The following is a 17,610-nucleotide window of genomic DNA, read 5'->3' as shown; positions in this document are numbered from 1 at the left end:
CGAGCGCGCCACCAGGATCGTGGGCGGCCCGCGCGGATGGCACTGGAGCGCAGGCGGATCGGCCGGTCATCACGTCCGGGTGCGACCACCCTTGTGCATTATTGGAAATGCGCACCGATCGCACGGCGTGACACGCGGACCGTACCAGGTGCCGGGGACGATGGTCGCGTTGTTCGGGGAACGCCTCGGACGACTCGAGTAACCTGCTCCCCGGGCACAGGACGCGCGGGCGGCGTCCGATGTGGACGCGAGAAAGGGAAGGTCGTTGACGGGCGCGCGGATGGTCGGGCTGTTCGCCGGGATCGGCGGACTCGAGCTCGGCCTCGGCAGGCACGGCTGGCACACCGAGCTGCTGTGCGAGATCGAGCCCGGCGCCCAAGGCGTGCTCGCCGCCCGTTTCCCCGACGTGCCGCTGCATTCCGACATCACCAGACTCCGCGCCATCCCGGCGGGAACGGAACTGGTCGCGGCGGGATTCCCGTGCCAGGACCTCTCCCAGGCGGGGCGCACCGCCGGTATCACCGGCACGCGCTCGGGTCTGGTCGACGAGGTGTTCCGCCTGGTCCGCCGCAAGCGGGGCCCACGCTGGCTGCTGATCGAGAACGTGCCGTTCATGCTGCAACTGGGCCGCGGCGCGGCCATGCGGCACATCACGGGCGCGCTCGACGAGCTCGGCTACACCTGGGCCTACCGTGTGGTGGACGCCCGCGCGTTCGGTCTGCCCCAGCGCAGGCAGCGGGTGCTGATGCTGGCGTCCCGCACGGAGGATCCGCGCGGGGTGCTGTTCGGCGAGGACGCCGGTCCCCGCGCGATCGGCGATCCCGAGATCGATCCGTGCGGCTTCTACTGGACCGAGGGGGTGCGCGGACTGGGCTGGGCGGTGAACGCGGTTCCGACACTGAAGGGCGGCTCCGCGCTCGGCATCGCCAGCCCGCCCGCGGTGCGGCTGCCGTCCGGGGAGATCGTCACGCCCGGCATCGCCGACGCCGAACGTCTGCAAGGTTTCGACGCGGGCTGGACGGCGCCCGCGACCGACGTGCCGGGCATCAGGAAGGGCCACCGCTGGAAACTGGTCGGCAACGCGGTGAGCGTGCGGATGGCGGCGTGGGTGGGGTCGCGGCTGGCCGCTCCGCTCGCACCGATCTCCGGCGATCAACCGCTGTCGCCGGGCACCCCGTGGCCGGTCGCCGCATGGGGACATAACGGTGCCGCCTACCGGGTGCCGGTCTCCACCTGGCCGGTGCACGAGCCGTACGAGGACCTGGCCCACTTCCTCACCGACGCGCAGTTGCTCTCCGCCCGCGCGACGGCCGGATTCCTGCGCCGCACCACCATGGGCAGTCTGCGCTTTCCGCCCGGCTTCCTCGCCGACGTGGAAAGCCATCTCGATCGGATGGGCGGATGGGCGGCATGACCCGCAGGCCCACGACCGACGCGGCCACCAGCGCGCGGATGGCGCGTCAACGGCGCACCGGAACCGATCCGGAGCTGGCGCTGCGCCGGGAACTGCACCGGCGCGGGTTGCGCTACTTCGTCGATCGCGCGCCGATCCGGGGACAGCGCAGGCGCGCCGACCTGGTGTTCCCCCGCAGGCGCATCGCGGTCTACGTCGACGGGTGCTTCTGGCACCGCTGCCCACAGCACGCCACCGACCCGAAGAACAACGCCGAGTGGTGGGCGGCCAAACTGGCGGGCAATGTGGCCAGGGACCGGGCCACCGACGCGGCGCTCATCGCCGCGGGATGGCACGTGGTCCGCGTCTGGGAGCACGAAGATCCCGTCAGTGCGGCCGACCGCGTGCAGGCCGCGCTGTCAGCGGTGTCGCACCCGCACGAGTGAACGCGGAGCGTGGGCGGCCAGGTAGCCGGACGCCACCATCACCGTCATGACCGCGATTCCGGCGGCGGCAGTCGCGAAACCGAGCATGGGGACCTCCTCGAGTTGCAGCTGTCGACCAGCGTGCCGGGCGAAGCTGACAAGACCCTGTGTGCCGGATGGTAATGACGTGTGCGGCCCGCCGCTGTCCGGCGCGCTCGAGCGACCAGCAGAATAAAGGCGTGACGAGTGGCCCGGAGATCGCTGTTCGGCGCGTACGACCGGCGATGGTGCTGGTCGCCGCGGCGATCGCGATCGCTGGGATCTGCTACTCCTCCTGGGTGCTGCAGTTCGTGCTCGGCATCGACCTCGACCCGGTCGACACGTTCCTCAGCGAACTGGACGCGGAGGGCAAGCCGTACCGGGAGGTGTTCGCGACCGCAGACCTGATCGTCGGGGTGGCACTCATGCCCGCGGCGCTCGCGGGGCTGCTGTTGTTTCCACGTCGCAGGCTGACCAACGTCGGCTGGATCGCGCTGTTCTGCTTCGGCGCGGCGACCGTCGCCGACGTGCTGCTGCCGCTGCACGACTGCGTCCCCGGGGAGAGCGGGTGCGGCGGCCCGAGCGAACTATTTCCGCAACTGCATCAGCCGCACGCGCTGACGAGCACGCTGGCGGTCACCTCGATCGCGGTCGCCGCCTTCGCCTTCAGCCTCGCCGCGTTCCGCTATCGACGCTGGCGGGTGCTGCGCGAATCCGGCCTGGTCGTGCTGGTGATCGGGTCACTGGCGACGGTGTGGATGCTGGTGGCCGACAACCTGCCCGGGAACTACGCCCTCGGCATCGCCCAGCGGATCCAGGTGGGCGCGATGTCGCTGTGGTTGATCGCGCTGGCCGCGGCGGTGGTCGTGGAAGGGCGGGAGTCGAGCTGACACCAGGCGTCCGCTCGTGCCTGTTCCAGGATGGCGAGAACGTCGTGGGCGTCGGCGGCACCATCGCGCCCCGCTCGACGGGAGGGACTCCGCACGTTCGAGCCGCCCACCTGCGCTCGCTGCCGGTCCGACGGGCATCCGCACTCCACTGTCCGCCGAAGGCTCGTCCCGGTTGCCGTGCGATGCTGTCGCGCATGAGTGATCGCGTGAACATCTCCTCGGGTTCGGAGTTCGAAGACATCGTCGGCTACTCGCGGGCGGTCCGGCTCGGCGATGTCATCGCGGTCAGCGGAACCACCGCTTCGGCACCCGGCGGCACGGCGGTCGGCGGCGACGACATCGGCGAGCAGACCAGGGAGACCTTGCGACGCATCGCCTCCGCACTGGAAGAGGCGGGCGCGAGCCTGGCCGACGTGGTGCGCACCCGCATCTTCGTCACCGACATCGCCCGCTGGCCCGAGGTCGCCAAGGCACACGCCGAGGTCTTCGGCGAGATCCGTCCCGCCACGGCCATGTACGAGATCAAGGCCCTGATCACCCCGGCCCTGCTGGTCGAGATCGAAGCCGACGCGATCGTCGGCGGGTAGTTCGCCGGGCGAGCTTCCAGGCCGCCGTGGTTTGTCCGGCTACCTGCCGAACCGGCGAGGCGTCAGCCGCCGAAGCGGATGGATGGTCGCGCGAAACGAGCGGCGACCGCACTCATCCCAGATCGCCGCAGCCCGCTGCCAGTCCTGGGCGGAATCACGGCTTGTCGCCCACGACGGCGGCCGGAGGTTCACCGCCCTGCACCGCCGGCGATCTCCCCTCGAGTGCGACCACGGCGTTGTCGGATGTCGGCGCTGCGGGCTTCCATGTAGCGCCTGGCGTTGAGTCCTTGTCGGAATCCGGTGTCTCACGCGTCATCCAGCGCCGACCACACCGGTGACGACTGACGGCACGACACGCAGGCCCACAACACTTCCGATGACCTTCGATCGGCCGGGTCCGGCCCGTCGTTCGCGGCGGACCGGGTCTCGCCTCGCTAGGGTCGAAACCGTGACCACCGCCTCGCAGACTCCCGTGCACCTCGACACCGTCGCCGAGGCGACCGCACGCCTGCTCGACACCATCCGCGGCCTCGACGAGCACGCCGTGACCGAACCCTCCTTGCTGCCCGGCTGGACCCGCGGCCACGTCCTCGCACACCTCGCCCGCAACGCCGACAGCTTGGTGAACCTCCTGCTGTGGGCGCACACCGGCGTCGAAATCCCGCAATACGCCAGCCCTTTCCTGCGCGACGCCGACATCGAGGCGGGCGCGCCCCGTCCACTCGCCGAACAACTCGCCGACAACGAGGCCGCCGCGACCCGTTTCCTCGGCCTCGCACGCTCACTGACCGACGACGCTTGGCAAGCACAGGTCCGCACCCGCCAGGGCCGCCCCATCCCCGCAACCGAAGTCCTGTGGATGCGCTTGCAAGAGGTCGAAATTCACCACGTAGACCTGAACGCGAACTACCACCCCACCAACTGGCCCGCCTCCTTCGTAACCCGCATCCTCCCCCAAGCCACCGCCGACCTCACCCGCCTGACGTCCGACACCCCCCTCGCCTTCACCATCCGGGCCACCGACACCGATTTCACCGCTCCCATCGGCCCCTCCCCCACCGACACCATCTCCGGCCCAGCCGCCTCCCTCGCCGCCTGGCTCCTCGGCCGCGCCCCCGGCACCGACCTCACCGGCCCTCTCCCCACCCTCCCCGCCTGGAAATAACCACGAGCGGCACATCACTGCGGCATCGCCCGAGAAGCCCTCTCCCTGGTGTGCCACTCGTGAACATCAGTACGGCCATGGGACACACGGAGGCCCCTCCAGCCGAAACTGGAGGGGCCTCCGAAAAGTGCGCCCGAAGGGATTCGAACCCCTAACCTTCTGATCCGTAGTCAGATGCTCTATCCGTTGAGCTACGGGCGCATGTGTTATTCAGTTGTACCCGGTTTCCCGGGTGTGGCGGAGGCGAGAGGATTTGAACCTCCGGTCCCCGTGAAGGGACAACTCATTAGCAGTGAGTCCCATTCGGCCGCTCTGGCACGCCTCCTGGAGCCTTCTCTTCGAGGGCACCGGTCCTTTCGAACCGCCGAGCAGAAAGGTTACAGGAGCTACCGACCAGATCACAAAACGGCTGGTCAGCGTAGGTTGCTGTCGAACCAATCGAAGATTCTGGTCTGCGAATCGACCGCGTCGCCGTCGTCCGCCTCGGAGGTGTCGGCTCGGTGGTGCAGGCCGGAATAGGTGACCACCAGGCTGGCGACCGCGGCGCGGGCGGTCGCGTCGCGTAGCTCGTCCACCTGGGCGGGCGGGGTGGACGGGTCGTCGACGCCGAACAAGCCGAGCCACGGCGCCTGCAGGTTGGGCGCGGCGCGCACGAGGGCGTCGGCCTGCTCGGTGAGCGGCTCGGTGATGCCGTGGGCCGCGACGCTCACCGCGGCGCCGATGGGGCGATTGGTCGCGACCAGGAACGCGGCGGTGCCCGCGGAGTCGAAACCGAGCACGCCGATGGTGTCGGGGAACACCCCCCGCCGGGTGAGCCAGTCGAAGCAGGCGTCGAAGTCCGCGAACAGTTCGTCGCCGAAGACCCCGGCGCCGGGTTCACCGTCGCCCCGATGGAAGAGTTTGGGCGCGACCACCGTCCAGCCCTCGCCGGCCAGCGCGTTCATCAGGTCGCGTAACGCGCCGCTGAACTCGCGCGACTCGCGCAGCAGCACGATGCCGCCGCGGGCGTTTCCATCCGGCTCCACGACCGTGATGGGCACCTGCCCACCGCTGGCCGGCCGCTCGTCTTCCTGGTCGCTCGCCCGCAGCGGGGCCAAATCGTCGTAGGTGCCCGACATGAAACCAGCGTAGGGCGAGTTGCTGAACTTCGGTAGAAATTGCACGTGAGGGCCTATATCCCAGATAATTTCCGGTACGCCGATCGGGCTTTTCCGGCGCCGATTAGGGTTGGAGTGTGACAGCGCAGATCCGGCCGGACCTCGAATCGATCCCGGCGTACACCCCCGGCCGCAGCAATCCCGGCGCGGTCAAGCTGGCCAGCAACGAGACGACCGTCGGTCCGCTGCCCGCCGCCGCCAAAGCCATCGCCGAAGCGGCGGAGCTGGCCAACCGGTATCCGGACAACCAGGTGACCGAGTTGCGGACGGCGCTGGCCGAGTTCCTCGGGGTCGGCTTCGAGAATGTCGCGGTCGGCTGCGGCAGCGTGGCGCTGTGCCAGGAGCTGGTGCAGATCACCTGCTCGTCACCGTCGGACGAGGTGCTGTACGCGTGGCGCTCGTTCGAGGCGTATCCGATCGTGACCAAGGTGGGCAACGCCACCGCGGTGCAGGTGCCGCTCACGGCCGGTCAGGTGCACGATCTGGACGCGCTGGCCGCCGCCGTCACCGAGCGGACCAAGTTGATCTTCGTCTGCAACCCGAACAACCCCACCGGCACCGCGGTCGGCCGGACCGAGCTGGTCCGGTTCCTCGACGCGGTACCGTCGCACGTGCTGGTGGTGCTCGATGAGGCGTACTACGAATACGTGCGGCTCGCCGACCGCCCCGACGGCGTCGAGATCGGCCGGACCAGACCCAATGTGGTTGTGCTGCGCACCTTCTCCAAGGCGTACGGCCTGGCCGGGTTGCGGGTGGGCTACGCGGTGGGCGATCCGGCCGTGATCACGGCGCTGCTGAAGGTGCACATCCCGTTCAGCGTGAGCAGGCTCGCGCAGGCGGCGGCGATCGCGTCGCTGGAGTCACGCCACGAATTGCTGGATCGCACGGACGTTCTGGTCGTCGAACGCGAGCGGGTGCGCGACGCCCTGGTGGCGGCGGGATACCCGGTGCCGCCGAGTGAGGCGAACTTCGTCTGGCTGCCGCTGGGCGCGCGCAGCGCCGAGTTCGGTGAGGCCAGCGCGGCGGCCGGGGTGCTGGTGCGGCCGTACGGGACCGACGGGGTGCGCGTCACCATCGGCGACCCGCACGAGAACGACCTGTTCCTGAGCTTCGCCAGTGCCCCGGAGGTGCTTGCCCGGTTCCTGGGTTAGCGGACGCCTATCGCGGGCGCGATCGTGGGCCAGGAGAGGGCGAGCTCGTCCTCCCAGTACGGCCAGGAGTGTGTGCCGGTGGCCCGGAAGTGCGCGGTGATCGGGATGCCGAGTGACCGCAGCCGCTCGGTGAGCCGCTGGGTGCAGGCGTTGGTCGCGGCCTCCAGCGGGCCGCCGAACGTGATGGCGCTGGGCAGGTCGACGTTCGGAGTCCCGGGCACGTCGTGCACGCCGGGCAGACCGCTGCCGACCGACAGGTAGATCGTCTTGCCCCGCAACGCGTCCGCGTGCAGGGTGACGTCGTGCGCCAGCCAGTCGGGGTCGTCCTGCTTGCCGAACATGTTGTCCGGCTCGCCCATGTAGGTGGCCACCACCGCCCGCGCCTGCGCCTGGCCGATGTCGGTGCCCATCGAGAAGCAGCCGCTGTGCGCCCCGATGGCTTTGTAGAGCGTCGGCTGCCGGAACGCGAGCATCATCGCGGCCTCCGCGCCCATCGAGACGCCCATCACCGCGTTGGTGCCGTTGCCGTCGAACTTCGCGTCGATCAGCGGAGGCAACTCCTTGGTCAGGAACGTCTCCCACTTGTTGGTGCCGAGCACCGGGTCCGGCTGCTGCCAGTCGGTGTAGAAGCTGGCCGGCCCGCCGACGGTGAGCACGACGTTGACGTCCTTGTCGGCGTAGAAACGGTCGGCGTGCCCGAGTTCGGTCCAGTTGTTGCTGTCGGGGCTCGCACTGCGGCCGTCGAGCATGTAGACGGTGGGACGCGGGCGCGACTGGTCGGGTGGCAGCAACACCTGCACCTCGACCACCCGGCTCATCGCGGGCGAGGCGACATAGACCCGCAGCCACCGATCGTTGATCGGTTCTATGCGCTCGATTCGCGGCGTCGAGGGCTGTTTACTGGTCGGCTCGGCCGGGCCGGGACCGTCCGAAGATCCGGTGTTGACCGGCGGCGCATTGCCGGGCGCCGCCGTGACCTGGGGTGCACCGAATGACACCACACCGGAAACGAGTGCGGCACTGATCAGAGCGCTGGAAAGCCAACGCCGCACCCCGCGACACAGCATGCCGACCATCCTGCCAGAGACGTCGATGGCCGCAGGAAGGCCGTCGACGTGTCGAAGACCACGCACCGTGCTCACCGGACGGGCAGACCGTCCTGCCAGCGCCGCTCCACGCCGGCGAAACGCCACACCGCGACGGCGACCGCCCAGGTGAGCACGAACAGCCCGACGATGATGAATCCGAGATCACCGAGGTCGAGATTTCCGATCCAGGCGACGACGCCCGATCGGACCTCGAGCCGCTCGGCGAAGATCGAGACGATCTCCTGCCCGCCGATCAGCAGCGCCACGGCCACCGACAGTCCGGTGATCACCAAGTTGTAGTAGATCTTCCGCACCGGCTCGGCGAAGGCCCAGTCGTAGGCGAAGCTCATGAACGAACCGTCCAGCGAGTCGAACAGCGCCATGCCCGCCGAGAACAGCACGGGTAGTACCAGGATGGAATACCAGGGCAGCCCGGTCGCCGCCGCGCCGCCCGCGATCACGAGCAGCCCGACCTCGGTGACGGTGTCGAAGCCGAGGCCGAACAGCACGCCCACCGAATACATGTGCCGCGGCCTGCGGACGAGGCCGAGCACCGGCCGCAGCAGCCGGTTGAGCAGGCCCCGGCTGTCCAGCTGCCGTTCCAGCTGCGCCTCGTCGAATTCGCCGCGGCGCATCTGCCGGAACACGCGCCAGATGCCGGCCAACGACGCCAGATTGAGCAGACCGATCAGGATCAGGAACGCGCCGGAGACGCTGGTGCCCCACAAGCCCGTCCAGCGTTGCAGGGCCGAATCCTCGTCCGCCAAGGTGGACGCCAGCGCCCGCACACCGAAGGCGAGCAAGGCCACGAGTACGAACACGACCGTGGAGTGGCCCAGCGCGAACCAGAAGCCGACTGTCCGGACCCGCTGCTTCCCGCTCTCCGCCACCAATTTTCGAACGGTGTTGTCGATGGCGGCGATGTGGTCGGCATCGAACGCGTGCCGCATGCCGAGCGTGTACGCCGTCACCCCGAGACCGATGCCGAACACCGAACCGTCGATCACATAATGGTTCGGCGCGACGAACAGCAGCAGCGTCCCCCAGCCGAGGACGTGCAGAGCCACGACGGTGATGGTCATTCCGATGACACTGCGCACGAGCGAACCCCTCGACCCCCGAAATGCAGACGCGTCAACGATACTCGACCGCACCGGCACCGGTCCGCGTCTCGGGTCGATCCAGCAAATCCAGCAAATCGTGGCACACCGTCAGCACACCCGCCGTACGCTGAGCGCCGAGCCTTTTCCGGGTATCGAACTAGGACGGGCATGATCGCGCATCCACACTATCGGCGCCGAGATCACCGCACTGCGCTGCACCGCACCGTGCGGACCGGCCGTCCGGTTCACAGTCGCGACGGCCCCCGTGTCTCCTGAGTTGGCCTCGAACTAAAGCTAATCCGTGGCATCTGCCATGCGCGGGCCACCCCGACGAAGCGGTGCCCGCTGCGCTTCCCGCGCGAATTCTCTGCTCGATTCGTCTGTTTCATCGCAGCACCTATGCCCGACCGGAGAAAACCGTGAATCCAGTGTCGCCCGTCTCCTCGATCGAGAACGAATCGGACACAAATGCTTTCCTGCCCGATCTGGAACGCCGGATGCGGGAGTGCGACGAGTTCTTCCGGCTGCCCGAATTGGCGCACCTGAGCGCGCAGCGCCGACGCTGCGCGCTGGAGCAACTCGAACAGACCGGTTCCTATCTCCAGACCGCCGAGGAGATTCTGATCGGGGCCAAGCTCGCCTGGCGCAATCACGCCCGCTGTGTGGGCCGCAAGCATTGGCGCTCGTTGAAATTGCTCGACGCCCGGCGGGTCCGCTCGGCGCGCGACCTGGCCGAGGTCTGCTGGCAGCACCTGCACATGGCCACCAACAACGGCGCCATTCAGTCGATGATCACCGTCGGGCCGCCGCGGCAACCGGACGGGCGCGAGTTCCGCATCGTGAGCCCGCAGATCATCCGCTACGCGGGCTATCGCAACGGGGACGGGACGGTCACCGGTGACGCCGCCAACGTCGAACTCACCGAATTCGCGATGAAACTCGGGTGGCGCGGCTCCGGAACGCCTTTCGACATCCTTCCGCTGCTGATCAGTACACCGGACGAGCCGGTTCGCTGGTTCGACATCCCGCCCGAGCTCGCACGCGAGGTGGAACTCGAGCATCCCGAGTTCGAGTGGTTCGCCGGTCTCGGCCTGCGCTGGCACGCGCTGCCCGCGGTGTCCGACATGAATCTCGAGATCGGCGGCATGACCTACCCGTTCGCACCGTTCAACGGCTGGTACCTGGGCGCGGAGATCGGTGCGCGCAATCTCAGCGACGCCAACCGCTACAACATGCTCCCGCTGATCGCGGAGATGATGTGCCTGGACACCCGGGCAGAGCGCAACCTCTGGCGCGATCAGGCCCTGGTCGAACTCAACCGCGCCGTGCTGCACAGCTTCCGCAAGGCGGGCGTGTACATCGTCGACCATCACACCGTCGCCAAACAGTTCTGCGATCACGTCGAGCGCGAGGAAGCCGCGGGCCGCGCCTGCCCCACCGACTGGTCCTGGATCAACCCGCCGATATCGTCCGGCCTGACCCCGACCTTCCACCGCTACTACGACCCACCCGACATGGACATCCGGCCGAATTTCGTCCGCAGAGACTTCCGCGCGGATGCGGCACTGTAACCGCCGCGGCTCATGCTCTCCATGAGCATGGGTCACCCAGCGAGTGGAGCGGAGACGGAGGGATTTGAACCCCCGGTCGCTCTCGCGACGCTCGCTTTCAAGGCGAGTGCATTCGGCCGCTCTGCCACGTCTCCAGGGACCTGATCGTAGCGGACGGCTCAGCCGGAGTGCTTGCCGATTTCCTCGTCGACGCGGCCGAAGACGTCGGCGATCACCTCGAGCTGGGCCGGAGCGAGCAGATCGATGAAGTGGCTGCGGACGGCTTCGACGTGGCCGGGCGCGGCGGCTTGCAGGCGGCGCAGGCCCTCGTCGGTGAGTTCGGCGAGCACGCCGCGGCCGTCCTCCAGGCAGGTGTTGCGGCGGACCATCTTCTGCGCCTCCAGCCGCCGGATCTGGTGGGTCAGCTTGCTGCGCGAGGACAGCACGCCGTCGGCCAGCTCGCTCATCCGCAACGAGCGGTCGGGCGCCTCGGAGAGCAGGACGAGGATTCGGTATTCGGCGACGGTCAGGTCGCTGTCGCGTTGCAGCTGACGATTCAGTGCTGTCATCAGGCGCTGGTGGCCGTCCATGTACGCGCGCCAGGCGCGCTGCTGGGCCGGGGTGAGCCAGCGGGGCTCGGCCACGACGCGACCGCTCGGTTCGGGATGCACGGTGGTCATTCTATGCGCGACGAACTGCGGAAATGGGCAACTCTCGCAGGTCAGCGCACCGTGGACAGCAGTGCGCGGTTCACTGCGGCCGGGCTGGTGCATCCGGCGAGGCCGAGGGTGGAGTCGAAATCGGCGAGCAACGTGCGCAGCGCGTGCCGTACCCCCGCGGCGCCCGCGAGCCCGAGGCCGTAGGCCCACGGCCGCCCGTACAGCACCGCCTTCGCACCCAAGGCCAGCGCCACGAGCACGTCGGAACCGGTGCGCAGGCCGGAGTCGAACAGGACGTCGGCGCGGTCGCCGATGGTGGCCACCACCGCGGGCAGCGCGTCCAGCGCCGCGATCGAGCCGTCCACTTGGCGGCCGCCGTGATTGCTCACCACCACCGCATCGGCGCCGGCGTCCACTGCCTGACGCGCGTCGTCGGGGTGCAGGATGCCTTTCACGGCGATCGGGAGATCCGTCCATTCGCGCAGCAGCGAGAGGTCGGCGAGCCGCAGCGTGTGGTTGCCGAACAGGCCGACCCAGGTGAGGATGGCCGTCCGCATCGCCTCCTCGCTCTCTTCCGGCGCGGCGGGCAGCTTGGCCCGGAACACCGGGTCGGACAGGTAGTTGGCGATGCCCTTGCCGTGCAGGAACGGCAGGTGCGCCTGTTCCAGGTCGCGCGGCCGCCAGCCGAGGGTCGGGGTGTCCACGGTGACCACGATCGCCGAAGCTCCGGCCTGCTCGGCGCGCCGGACGAAAGAGCAGGCCAGTTCGTCATCCGAGGGCCAATACAGCTGGTACCACCACGCACCGGCCGACGCGCCGACGTCCTCGATGGTGGAGGAAGCTGCGGTGGACAGCACCGTGCCGATACCGAGTTCTCTGGTCACCTCCGCCACGATCACCTCGCCGCCCTCGTGCAGGAGTTCCAGGACGCCGACCGGCGCGGTGAGCACGGGCGCGGCCAGTTTCGTACCGAGCACCTCGACGGACAGATCCCGGGCGCCGGGGCCGGTGGAGCCACGCAGCATCCGCGGCAGGATGCGGTAGCGGTCGAAGGCGGATCGGTTTGCCGCGGCGGTGCGCTCCGCGGACGCGCTGCCCGCCACGTAGGCGAAGGCGGCCGGATCCAGCCGCTCCTGCGCCAGCGACTCCAGACCCGCTGCGGTCATGGGCAATTCGGGTGTCACGCCGCCCAGACCGCCGAGGTAGATCTCGTTCTGGAAATCGATGAAGCCGCCACTCATCACCGGAACGGTAGTCCGTGACGCCGGTCACCGCAGGCCGCTTGCCGGATCGGTCCGGAAAGGTCGACTCCGGGGGCCAGCGCGCGGCCGTCCGTCCGCGCGGAGCACTATGGCATGGTGCGCGCTATAGATCTGAACGGTTCCGGCGGTCCCGATGTCATGGTCTTGGCCGAAGTGCCGGAGCCGAAGCCGGGACACGGAGAAGTGCTGATCGAGGTGGCCGCCGCGGGTGTCAACCGGGCCGATCTGTTGCAGCGTCAGGGCCTCTACCCGCCCCCGCCGGGAGCCAGCCCGATACTCGGCCTGGAATGCTCCGGCGTGATCGCCGGAATCGGCGACGGAGTGCGCGACTGGGCGGTCGGTGATCGAGTGTGCGCGCTGCTGTCCGGAGGCGGCTACGCCGAGCGGGTCGTGGTGCCCGCCACCCAGGTGCTTCCGGTCCCGGACGGCCTGGACCTGGGCGCGGCCGCCGGGCTGCCCGAGGCGGCGGCGACCGTGTGGTCGAACCTGGTGATGACCGCGGGTCTGCGGGCCAACCAGCTGGTGCTGATTCACGGCGGCGGCAGCGGGATCGGTACGCACGCCATCCAGGTCGCGAAGGCCCTCGGCGCGCGCGTCGCGGTGACCGCCGGATCGGCCGAGAAGCTGGCGCGCTGCGCGGAACTCGGGGCGGACGTGCTGATCAACTACAAAGAAGACGACTTCGTCGAGGCCGTGCGCGCCGAGCGCTCGGGCGCTGGCGGCCCCGGCGCGGACGTCATCCTCGACAACATGGGCGCCACCTACCTGGGACGCAACGTCGACGCGCTGGCCGAGCACGGCCGCCTCGTGGTGATCGGCATGCAGGGCGGAGCGACCGCCGAACTGAACCTGGGCGCCCTGTTGCGCAAGTGGGGCACCGTTCACGCCACCAACGTGCGCGCGCGACCGGTGACCGGCCCAGGCAGCAAGGCCGAGATCGTGGCCGAGGTGCGCAGGCAGCTGTGGCCGTTGATCGCCGACGGCACGGTGGCGCCCGTCATCGCGGCCGAACTGCCGATCGAGGAGGCCGCCGAAGCGCACCGGCTGCTGGACTCCGGCGAGGTGTTCGGCAAGGTCGTGCTGCGGGTGGCGGAGCTCTGAGCGGCGCTCACTCCAGCGCCAGCAGCGCCCTGCCGAGCTGATCGATCTCGAACTTGGTGGTGTAGGGCGCGAGCCCGATGGTCACGGCGCCGCCCTCGTCGTTGACGCCGAGCGCGTCCAGCAGCCTGCTGCCGCCGTGCACACCGCTCACCGTGCCGATCCGGTTGTCGGCGAGCTTCGCCGCGACCTTCTCCGCCTGCATGCCCGCGAGCGTGAAGCTGACCGTGGGAATGCGGGTGGACGCGCGGCCGATCACGGTGAGGCTGGGGATCGAGTCCAGCATGCTCATCAGGTGCTCGAACAGCTGGTCGTGGTAGTCCTGCAACGAGGTGATCGACATCTCCAGCCGCTCGCGCCGGGTGCCGTGGGCCCGCTCGTCCAGCCCGGCCAGGAAATCGATCGAAGTGGTCAGGCCCGCGAGCAGCGCGTATTGGTGCCCGCCGACCTCGAGCCGCTCGGCGCCCTTCGCATAGGGGTTGAGCGACATGGACGGGATCCGATCCAGGAACGCGGGGTCACGGAAGACCAGCGCGCCGATCTGCGGACCGCCCCACGCCGGTGCGCTCAACGCGACGACGTCGGCGTTCAGTTCCTCGATGTCGATGAGCGCGTAGGGCGCGGCGCCGAACGCGTCGGCCACCAGCAGGCCGCCCACCTCGTGCACCCGATCCGCGGCAACCCGCACGGCGGGCGCCGAGCCGACGATGGGCGAGGCGGCGGTGAGGGCGACCAGCCGCGCCGTGGGTCCGATCAGCTCCTCGAACTGCCAGGACGGCATCTCGCAGGTCTCGATCTCCACCTCGGCCCAGCGCACGTGCGCGCCGTAGCGGTTGGCGATGCGCAGCCACGGCGCGACATTGGCCTCGTCGTCCAGCCTGGACAACACGATGCCGGTGCCGAGTCCGAGGCGGGAACTCAGCGATTCGGCCAGCCAGGCCAGCAGGACCGCACGGTCGGGACCGAGCACGACACCCGCCGGGTCACCGCCGACCAGGTCCGCGACGGCCTCGCGGGCCGCGTCCAGAATCGCCGCGCTGCGCACGGCCGCGGCGGTTCGGCCGATATGCGAGAAGGAAGAAGTTCGGAAACCCGTTGAGACAGCCCGGGATACCGCGTCCGGGATCAACATGCCCGCTTGCGGGTCGAGATGGATCCAGCCGTCGCCCAGGGACGGTATCAGGCCCCGAACCCGCGCGACGTCGTAAGTCATGCTGGCCACTCTAAGGGCAGCGGGCGAGCCTGTGTAACCGCGTTCCCCTCCACATCGTGGCGAGAGCACAGCGACCTGGGACTCAGCATGGCGACCGACTTTCGACAAATCCGAATCACACGACCCGAACAGAATAGAACGCCGGCTCCCAGGGCGGTGCGTACCAGCGACACGCGCCGCGCCCTGCCCGGTGCGCCCCGTCCGCGGAACACCGGCTTAGCGCGTTCGGAGCGAACACGACATGATAGGGACCATGACGCACTCGGACGAGGCACCGGACCACATCGTCGTCGTCGGACCCGACGGCAGGCCGTTGGCCATCCCTGCGGCGGCCGGACCGGGGGCTCACTTCACCGCGCAGGTCGTGGCCGACGATAACAAGGACGAGTCGGACGATCGGGACGAAACCGGCGAATCGCTCGCCGACATGGTCGAGCAGCCCGCGAAGGTCATGCGCATCGGCACCATGATCAAGCAGCTGCTCGAGGAGGTGCGCGCCGCCCCGCTGGACGAGGCCAGCCGCAATCGCCTGAAGGAGATCCACACGTCCTCCGTGCGGGAGCTGGAGCAGGGCCTCGCCCCGGAACTGCGGGAGGAGCTCGAGCGGCTCACCCTGCCGTTCACCGACGACGCCGTCCCGACCGACGCCGAGCTGCGGATCGCGCAGGCCCAGCTGGTCGGCTGGCTGGAGGGCCTGTTCCACGGCATCCAGACCGCGCTGTTCGCCCAGCAGATGGCCGCGCGCGCCCAGCTCGAACAGATGCGCCAAGGCGCGCTGCCGCCCGGCCTCAACGCCGCCGACCCGCGCGGCGGCCAAGCCGGTCACATCACCGGCGGTTCCGGCCAGTACCTGTGAGACCGGTGACGCGCGTGTGCCACGCGGCGGCGGGAAGCGGCCGGGGTAGTCTCGTGCACCGTGCCCGCCGCTGCCGCTCGCTCCGACTCGGTCTCCGATCCGAGTGCGGTGCGTCCTGAAGAGAGCTCAGTTGGTTCCGATGACCAAGCGCGTTCAGATGACAGCTCGCCGACCCCCTCGGTCGAGCACACGGAGCATTCCGGCGACGACTCACCGGAGCACCCGGTGAGCGCGGCCACACCGGAGACGGAGACCCTGCACGCCGGAGCCTCCGTGGCGAAGATCGTGCCGGACTCCCAGACGTTCCGGCGCGCGTTCCAGGACTTCGCGGTCGGCTTCGCGCAGCGGGAGCTGTGGCTGTCGCTCGGCTGGCAGGACATCAAGCAGCGTTACCGGCGCTCGGTGCTCGGTCCGTTCTGGATCACCATCGCCACCGGCTTGCAGGCCGTGGCGATGGGTGTGCTGTACGCGGCGCTGCTCGGCCAGCCGCTGCGGGAGTATCTGCCCTACGTGACGGTCGGCTTGATCATCTGGAACGTGATCAGCGCGAGCATCCTGGAGGGCTCGGAGGTCTTCATCGCCAACGAGGGCCTGATCAAACAGCTTCCTTCGGCCCTGAGCGTGCACGTCTACCGGCTGGTGTGGCGGCAACTGCTCTTCTTCGCCCACAACATGGTCATCTACGTGGTGATGCTCGCCGCGTTCGGCGTGTGGCGCCATCTCGGGGTGGCCAGCCTCATGGCGATTCCGGCGATCGCGCTGATCTTCCTGAATTCGATGTGGGTATCGATCGTGTTCGGCATCTTCAGCACGCGCTACCGCGACATCGCGCCGATTCTCGGCAGCACCACGCTGATGCTGTTCGTGCTGACCCCGGTCATGTGGACGACCAAGACGCTGCAATCGCAGATGAACAACGGCGACCGCGCGAAGCTGGCCGAACTCGTGCCGACGTTCCACTATCTCGAAATCGTCCGGGCGCCCCTGCTCGGCGAACCGCAAGAACTGCGGCACTGGCTGGTCGTCGGCGTGATCACCCTGCTGGGCTGGATCGTGGCGATCCTCGCGATGAAGCAGTTCCGTTCGCGCGTACCGTACTGGGTATAGGAGCGCCCCGATGAGTCGTGTGAGTATCGAGACCCAGGAAGCCTGGGTCGAATTCCCGATCTTCGACGCCAAATCGCGGTCGTTGAAAAAGGCGTTCCTCGGCAAGGCCGGCGGCGCGATCGGACGCAACAAATCCGACGTCGTCGTGGTCGAGGCCCTGCGGGAGATCAACCTGTCGCTGAAAGAGGGCGACCGGGTGGGCTTGGTCGGGCACAACGGCGCGGGCAAATCGACGCTGCTGCGGCTGCTCTCGGGCATCTACGAACCGTCGCGGGGCAGTGCGCGCATCCGCGGGCGGGTGGCGCCGGTTTTCGACCTCGGCGTCGGCATGGACCCGGAGATCTCCGGCTACGAGAACATCATCATCCGCGGACTGTTCCTCGGGCAGACCCGCAAGCAGATGCTGTCGAAGATCGATGAGATCGCCGATTTCACCGAGCTCGGCGAATATCTGTCCATGCCCCTGCGCACCTATTCCACCGGTATGCGGGTGCGCCTCGCGATGGGCGTGGTCACCTCGATCGATCCCGAGATCCTGCTGCTCGACGAGGGCATCGGCGCCGTCGACGCGGAATTCATGAAGAAGGCCCGCAAGCGGTTGCAGTCGTTGGTGGCGCGTTCGGGCATCCTGGTCTTCGCCAGCCATTCGAACGAATTCCTCGCGCAGTTGTGCGACACGGCGTTGTGGATCGACCACGGCCAGATCCGCTTGCGTGGCGGCATCGAAGAAGTGGTGCGAGCCTATGAGGGGCCGGAGGCGGGGAATCACGTCGCGACCGTGCTGCGCGAGATGGAAGCGGAGCGGGGCGACAAATCAGACCGAGAATTGGAGCGGAATCAGGTATGAGCGGTCAGGCCCGGAGGCGG

The 17,610-nt window shown here is 68.8% G+C and carries 17 protein-coding genes and 3 tRNA genes; 11 read left to right on the top strand and 9 right to left on the bottom strand.

Annotated elements, in window-relative coordinates:
* Positions 1 to 280: 280 nt before the first annotated feature.
* From ACWEH3_RS14020 to ACWEH3_RS14000, 5 genes are all read left to right on the top strand, one after another.
* The gene (locus ACWEH3_RS14020; protein WP_450018035.1) at positions 281 to 1,414 is read left to right on the top strand and encodes a DNA cytosine methyltransferase; all 1,134 of its coding nucleotides are present in this window, start codon (positions 281 to 283) and stop codon (positions 1,412 to 1,414) included.
* Entirely contained in the window at positions 1,411 to 1,839 is a 429-nt protein-coding gene (locus ACWEH3_RS14015; protein WP_412807404.1) for a very short patch repair endonuclease, read from the top strand. The genes ACWEH3_RS14020 and ACWEH3_RS14015 overlap by 4 nt, the downstream gene beginning before the upstream one ends.
* A gap of 263 nt (positions 1,840 to 2,102) precedes the next feature.
* Positions 2,103 to 2,747, top strand: a complete 645-nt coding sequence (locus tag ACWEH3_RS14010) for a DUF998 domain-containing protein (protein WP_450018037.1) — start codon at positions 2,103 to 2,105, stop codon at positions 2,745 to 2,747.
* Positions 2,748 to 2,941: 194 nt separating this feature from the next.
* On the top strand, positions 2,942 to 3,334 hold the full coding sequence (locus ACWEH3_RS14005) for a RidA family protein (protein WP_355073044.1): 393 nt from the start codon (positions 2,942 to 2,944) through the stop codon (positions 3,332 to 3,334).
* Positions 3,335 to 3,782: 448 nt separating this feature from the next.
* Entirely contained in the window at positions 3,783 to 4,499 is a 717-nt protein-coding gene (locus ACWEH3_RS14000) for a maleylpyruvate isomerase family mycothiol-dependent enzyme (protein WP_450017983.1), read from the top strand.
* Between the two features lie 128 nt (positions 4,500 to 4,627).
* On the opposite strand, the gene ACWEH3_RS13995 is transcribed toward ACWEH3_RS14000, so the two are convergent.
* From ACWEH3_RS13995 to ACWEH3_RS13985, 3 genes are all read right to left on the bottom strand, one after another.
* Positions 4,628 to 4,700, bottom strand: a tRNA-Arg gene (locus ACWEH3_RS13995).
* A 34-nt stretch (positions 4,701 to 4,734) separates the two neighbouring features.
* A tRNA-Ser gene (locus tag ACWEH3_RS13990) sits at positions 4,735 to 4,824 on the bottom strand.
* A gap of 88 nt (positions 4,825 to 4,912) precedes the next feature.
* Complete coding sequence (locus ACWEH3_RS13985; RefSeq protein ID WP_450017985.1) at positions 4,913 to 5,617, bottom strand: dienelactone hydrolase family protein; 705 nt, start codon at positions 5,615 to 5,617, stop codon at positions 4,913 to 4,915.
* A 116-nt stretch (positions 5,618 to 5,733) separates the two neighbouring features.
* On the opposite strand from ACWEH3_RS13985, the gene hisC reads away from it, so the two are divergent.
* Positions 5,734 to 6,807, top strand: a complete 1,074-nt coding sequence (hisC, locus tag ACWEH3_RS13980; protein ID WP_355073049.1) for a histidinol-phosphate transaminase — start codon at positions 5,734 to 5,736, stop codon at positions 6,805 to 6,807.
* Here the strand turns inward: hisC and ACWEH3_RS13975 are convergent.
* Positions 6,804 to 7,874, bottom strand: coding sequence for an alpha/beta hydrolase (locus ACWEH3_RS13975; protein WP_450017987.1), 1,071 nt, complete (start codon positions 7,872 to 7,874; stop codon positions 6,804 to 6,806). The genes hisC and ACWEH3_RS13975 overlap by 4 nt on opposite strands.
* A 71-nt stretch (positions 7,875 to 7,945) precedes the next feature.
* Positions 7,946 to 8,977 carry a Nickel transporter NicT gene (locus tag ACWEH3_RS13970; RefSeq protein ID WP_450017989.1) on the bottom strand — a complete coding sequence of 344 codons (1,032 nt, stop codon included), beginning with the start codon at positions 8,975 to 8,977 and terminating at the stop codon, positions 7,946 to 7,948.
* 518 nt (positions 8,978 to 9,495) lie between these two features.
* Between ACWEH3_RS13970 and ACWEH3_RS13965 the strand changes: the two genes are divergently transcribed.
* Positions 9,496 to 10,569 (top strand): nitric oxide synthase oxygenase, encoded by a 1,074-nt coding sequence (locus ACWEH3_RS13965; protein ID WP_450018039.1) that lies wholly within the window; start codon positions 9,496 to 9,498, stop codon positions 10,567 to 10,569.
* Between the two features lie 49 nt (positions 10,570 to 10,618).
* Here ACWEH3_RS13965 and ACWEH3_RS13960 read toward each other — a convergent pair.
* The 3 genes from ACWEH3_RS13960 to ACWEH3_RS13950 form a co-directional block, all read right to left on the bottom strand.
* A tRNA-Ser gene (locus ACWEH3_RS13960) sits at positions 10,619 to 10,703 on the bottom strand.
* Between the two features lie 24 nt (positions 10,704 to 10,727).
* Positions 10,728 to 11,228 carry a MarR family winged helix-turn-helix transcriptional regulator gene (locus ACWEH3_RS13955; RefSeq protein ID WP_450017991.1) on the bottom strand — a complete coding sequence of 167 codons (501 nt, stop codon included), beginning with the start codon at positions 11,226 to 11,228 and terminating at the stop codon, positions 10,728 to 10,730.
* A gap of 41 nt (positions 11,229 to 11,269) precedes the next feature.
* Positions 11,270 to 12,448 (bottom strand): lactate 2-monooxygenase, encoded by a 1,179-nt coding sequence (locus ACWEH3_RS13950; RefSeq protein WP_450017993.1) that lies wholly within the window; start codon positions 12,446 to 12,448, stop codon positions 11,270 to 11,272.
* Positions 12,449 to 12,562: 114 nt separating this feature from the next.
* Between ACWEH3_RS13950 and ACWEH3_RS13945 the strand changes: the two genes are divergently transcribed.
* The gene (locus ACWEH3_RS13945) at positions 12,563 to 13,570 is read left to right on the top strand and encodes an NAD(P)H-quinone oxidoreductase (RefSeq protein WP_450017995.1); all 1,008 of its coding nucleotides are present in this window, start codon (positions 12,563 to 12,565) and stop codon (positions 13,568 to 13,570) included.
* A gap of 7 nt (positions 13,571 to 13,577) precedes the next feature.
* Here the strand turns inward: ACWEH3_RS13945 and ACWEH3_RS13940 are convergent, their stop codons facing one another.
* Positions 13,578 to 14,780, bottom strand: coding sequence for a cysteine desulfurase-like protein (locus ACWEH3_RS13940; protein ID WP_355073057.1), 1,203 nt, complete (start codon positions 14,778 to 14,780; stop codon positions 13,578 to 13,580).
* A 253-nt stretch (positions 14,781 to 15,033) separates the two neighbouring features.
* Between ACWEH3_RS13940 and ACWEH3_RS13935 the strand changes: the two genes are divergently transcribed.
* The 3 genes from ACWEH3_RS13935 (at position 15,034) to wzt (ending at position 17,590) form a co-directional block, all read left to right on the top strand.
* Entirely contained in the window at positions 15,034 to 15,636 is a 603-nt protein-coding gene (locus tag ACWEH3_RS13935; protein ID WP_450017997.1) for a bacterial proteasome activator family protein, read from the top strand.
* 225 nt (positions 15,637 to 15,861) lie between these two features.
* Complete coding sequence (wzm, locus tag ACWEH3_RS13930) at positions 15,862 to 16,743, top strand: galactan export ABC transporter permease subunit Wzm/RfbD (RefSeq protein WP_450017999.1); 882 nt, start codon at positions 15,862 to 15,864, stop codon at positions 16,741 to 16,743.
* Between the two features lie 10 nt (positions 16,744 to 16,753).
* Complete coding sequence (gene wzt, locus ACWEH3_RS13925) at positions 16,754 to 17,590, top strand: galactan export ABC transporter ATP-binding subunit Wzt/RfbE (protein WP_450018001.1); 837 nt, start codon at positions 16,754 to 16,756, stop codon at positions 17,588 to 17,590.
* The last annotated feature ends 20 nt before the right edge of the window (positions 17,591 to 17,610 follow it).

This window comes from Nocardia sp. NPDC004718 (assembly GCF_053601535.1).
Note: the sequence above shows the minus strand (reverse complement) of the source record. Positions and strands in the feature narration are given on the sequence as shown.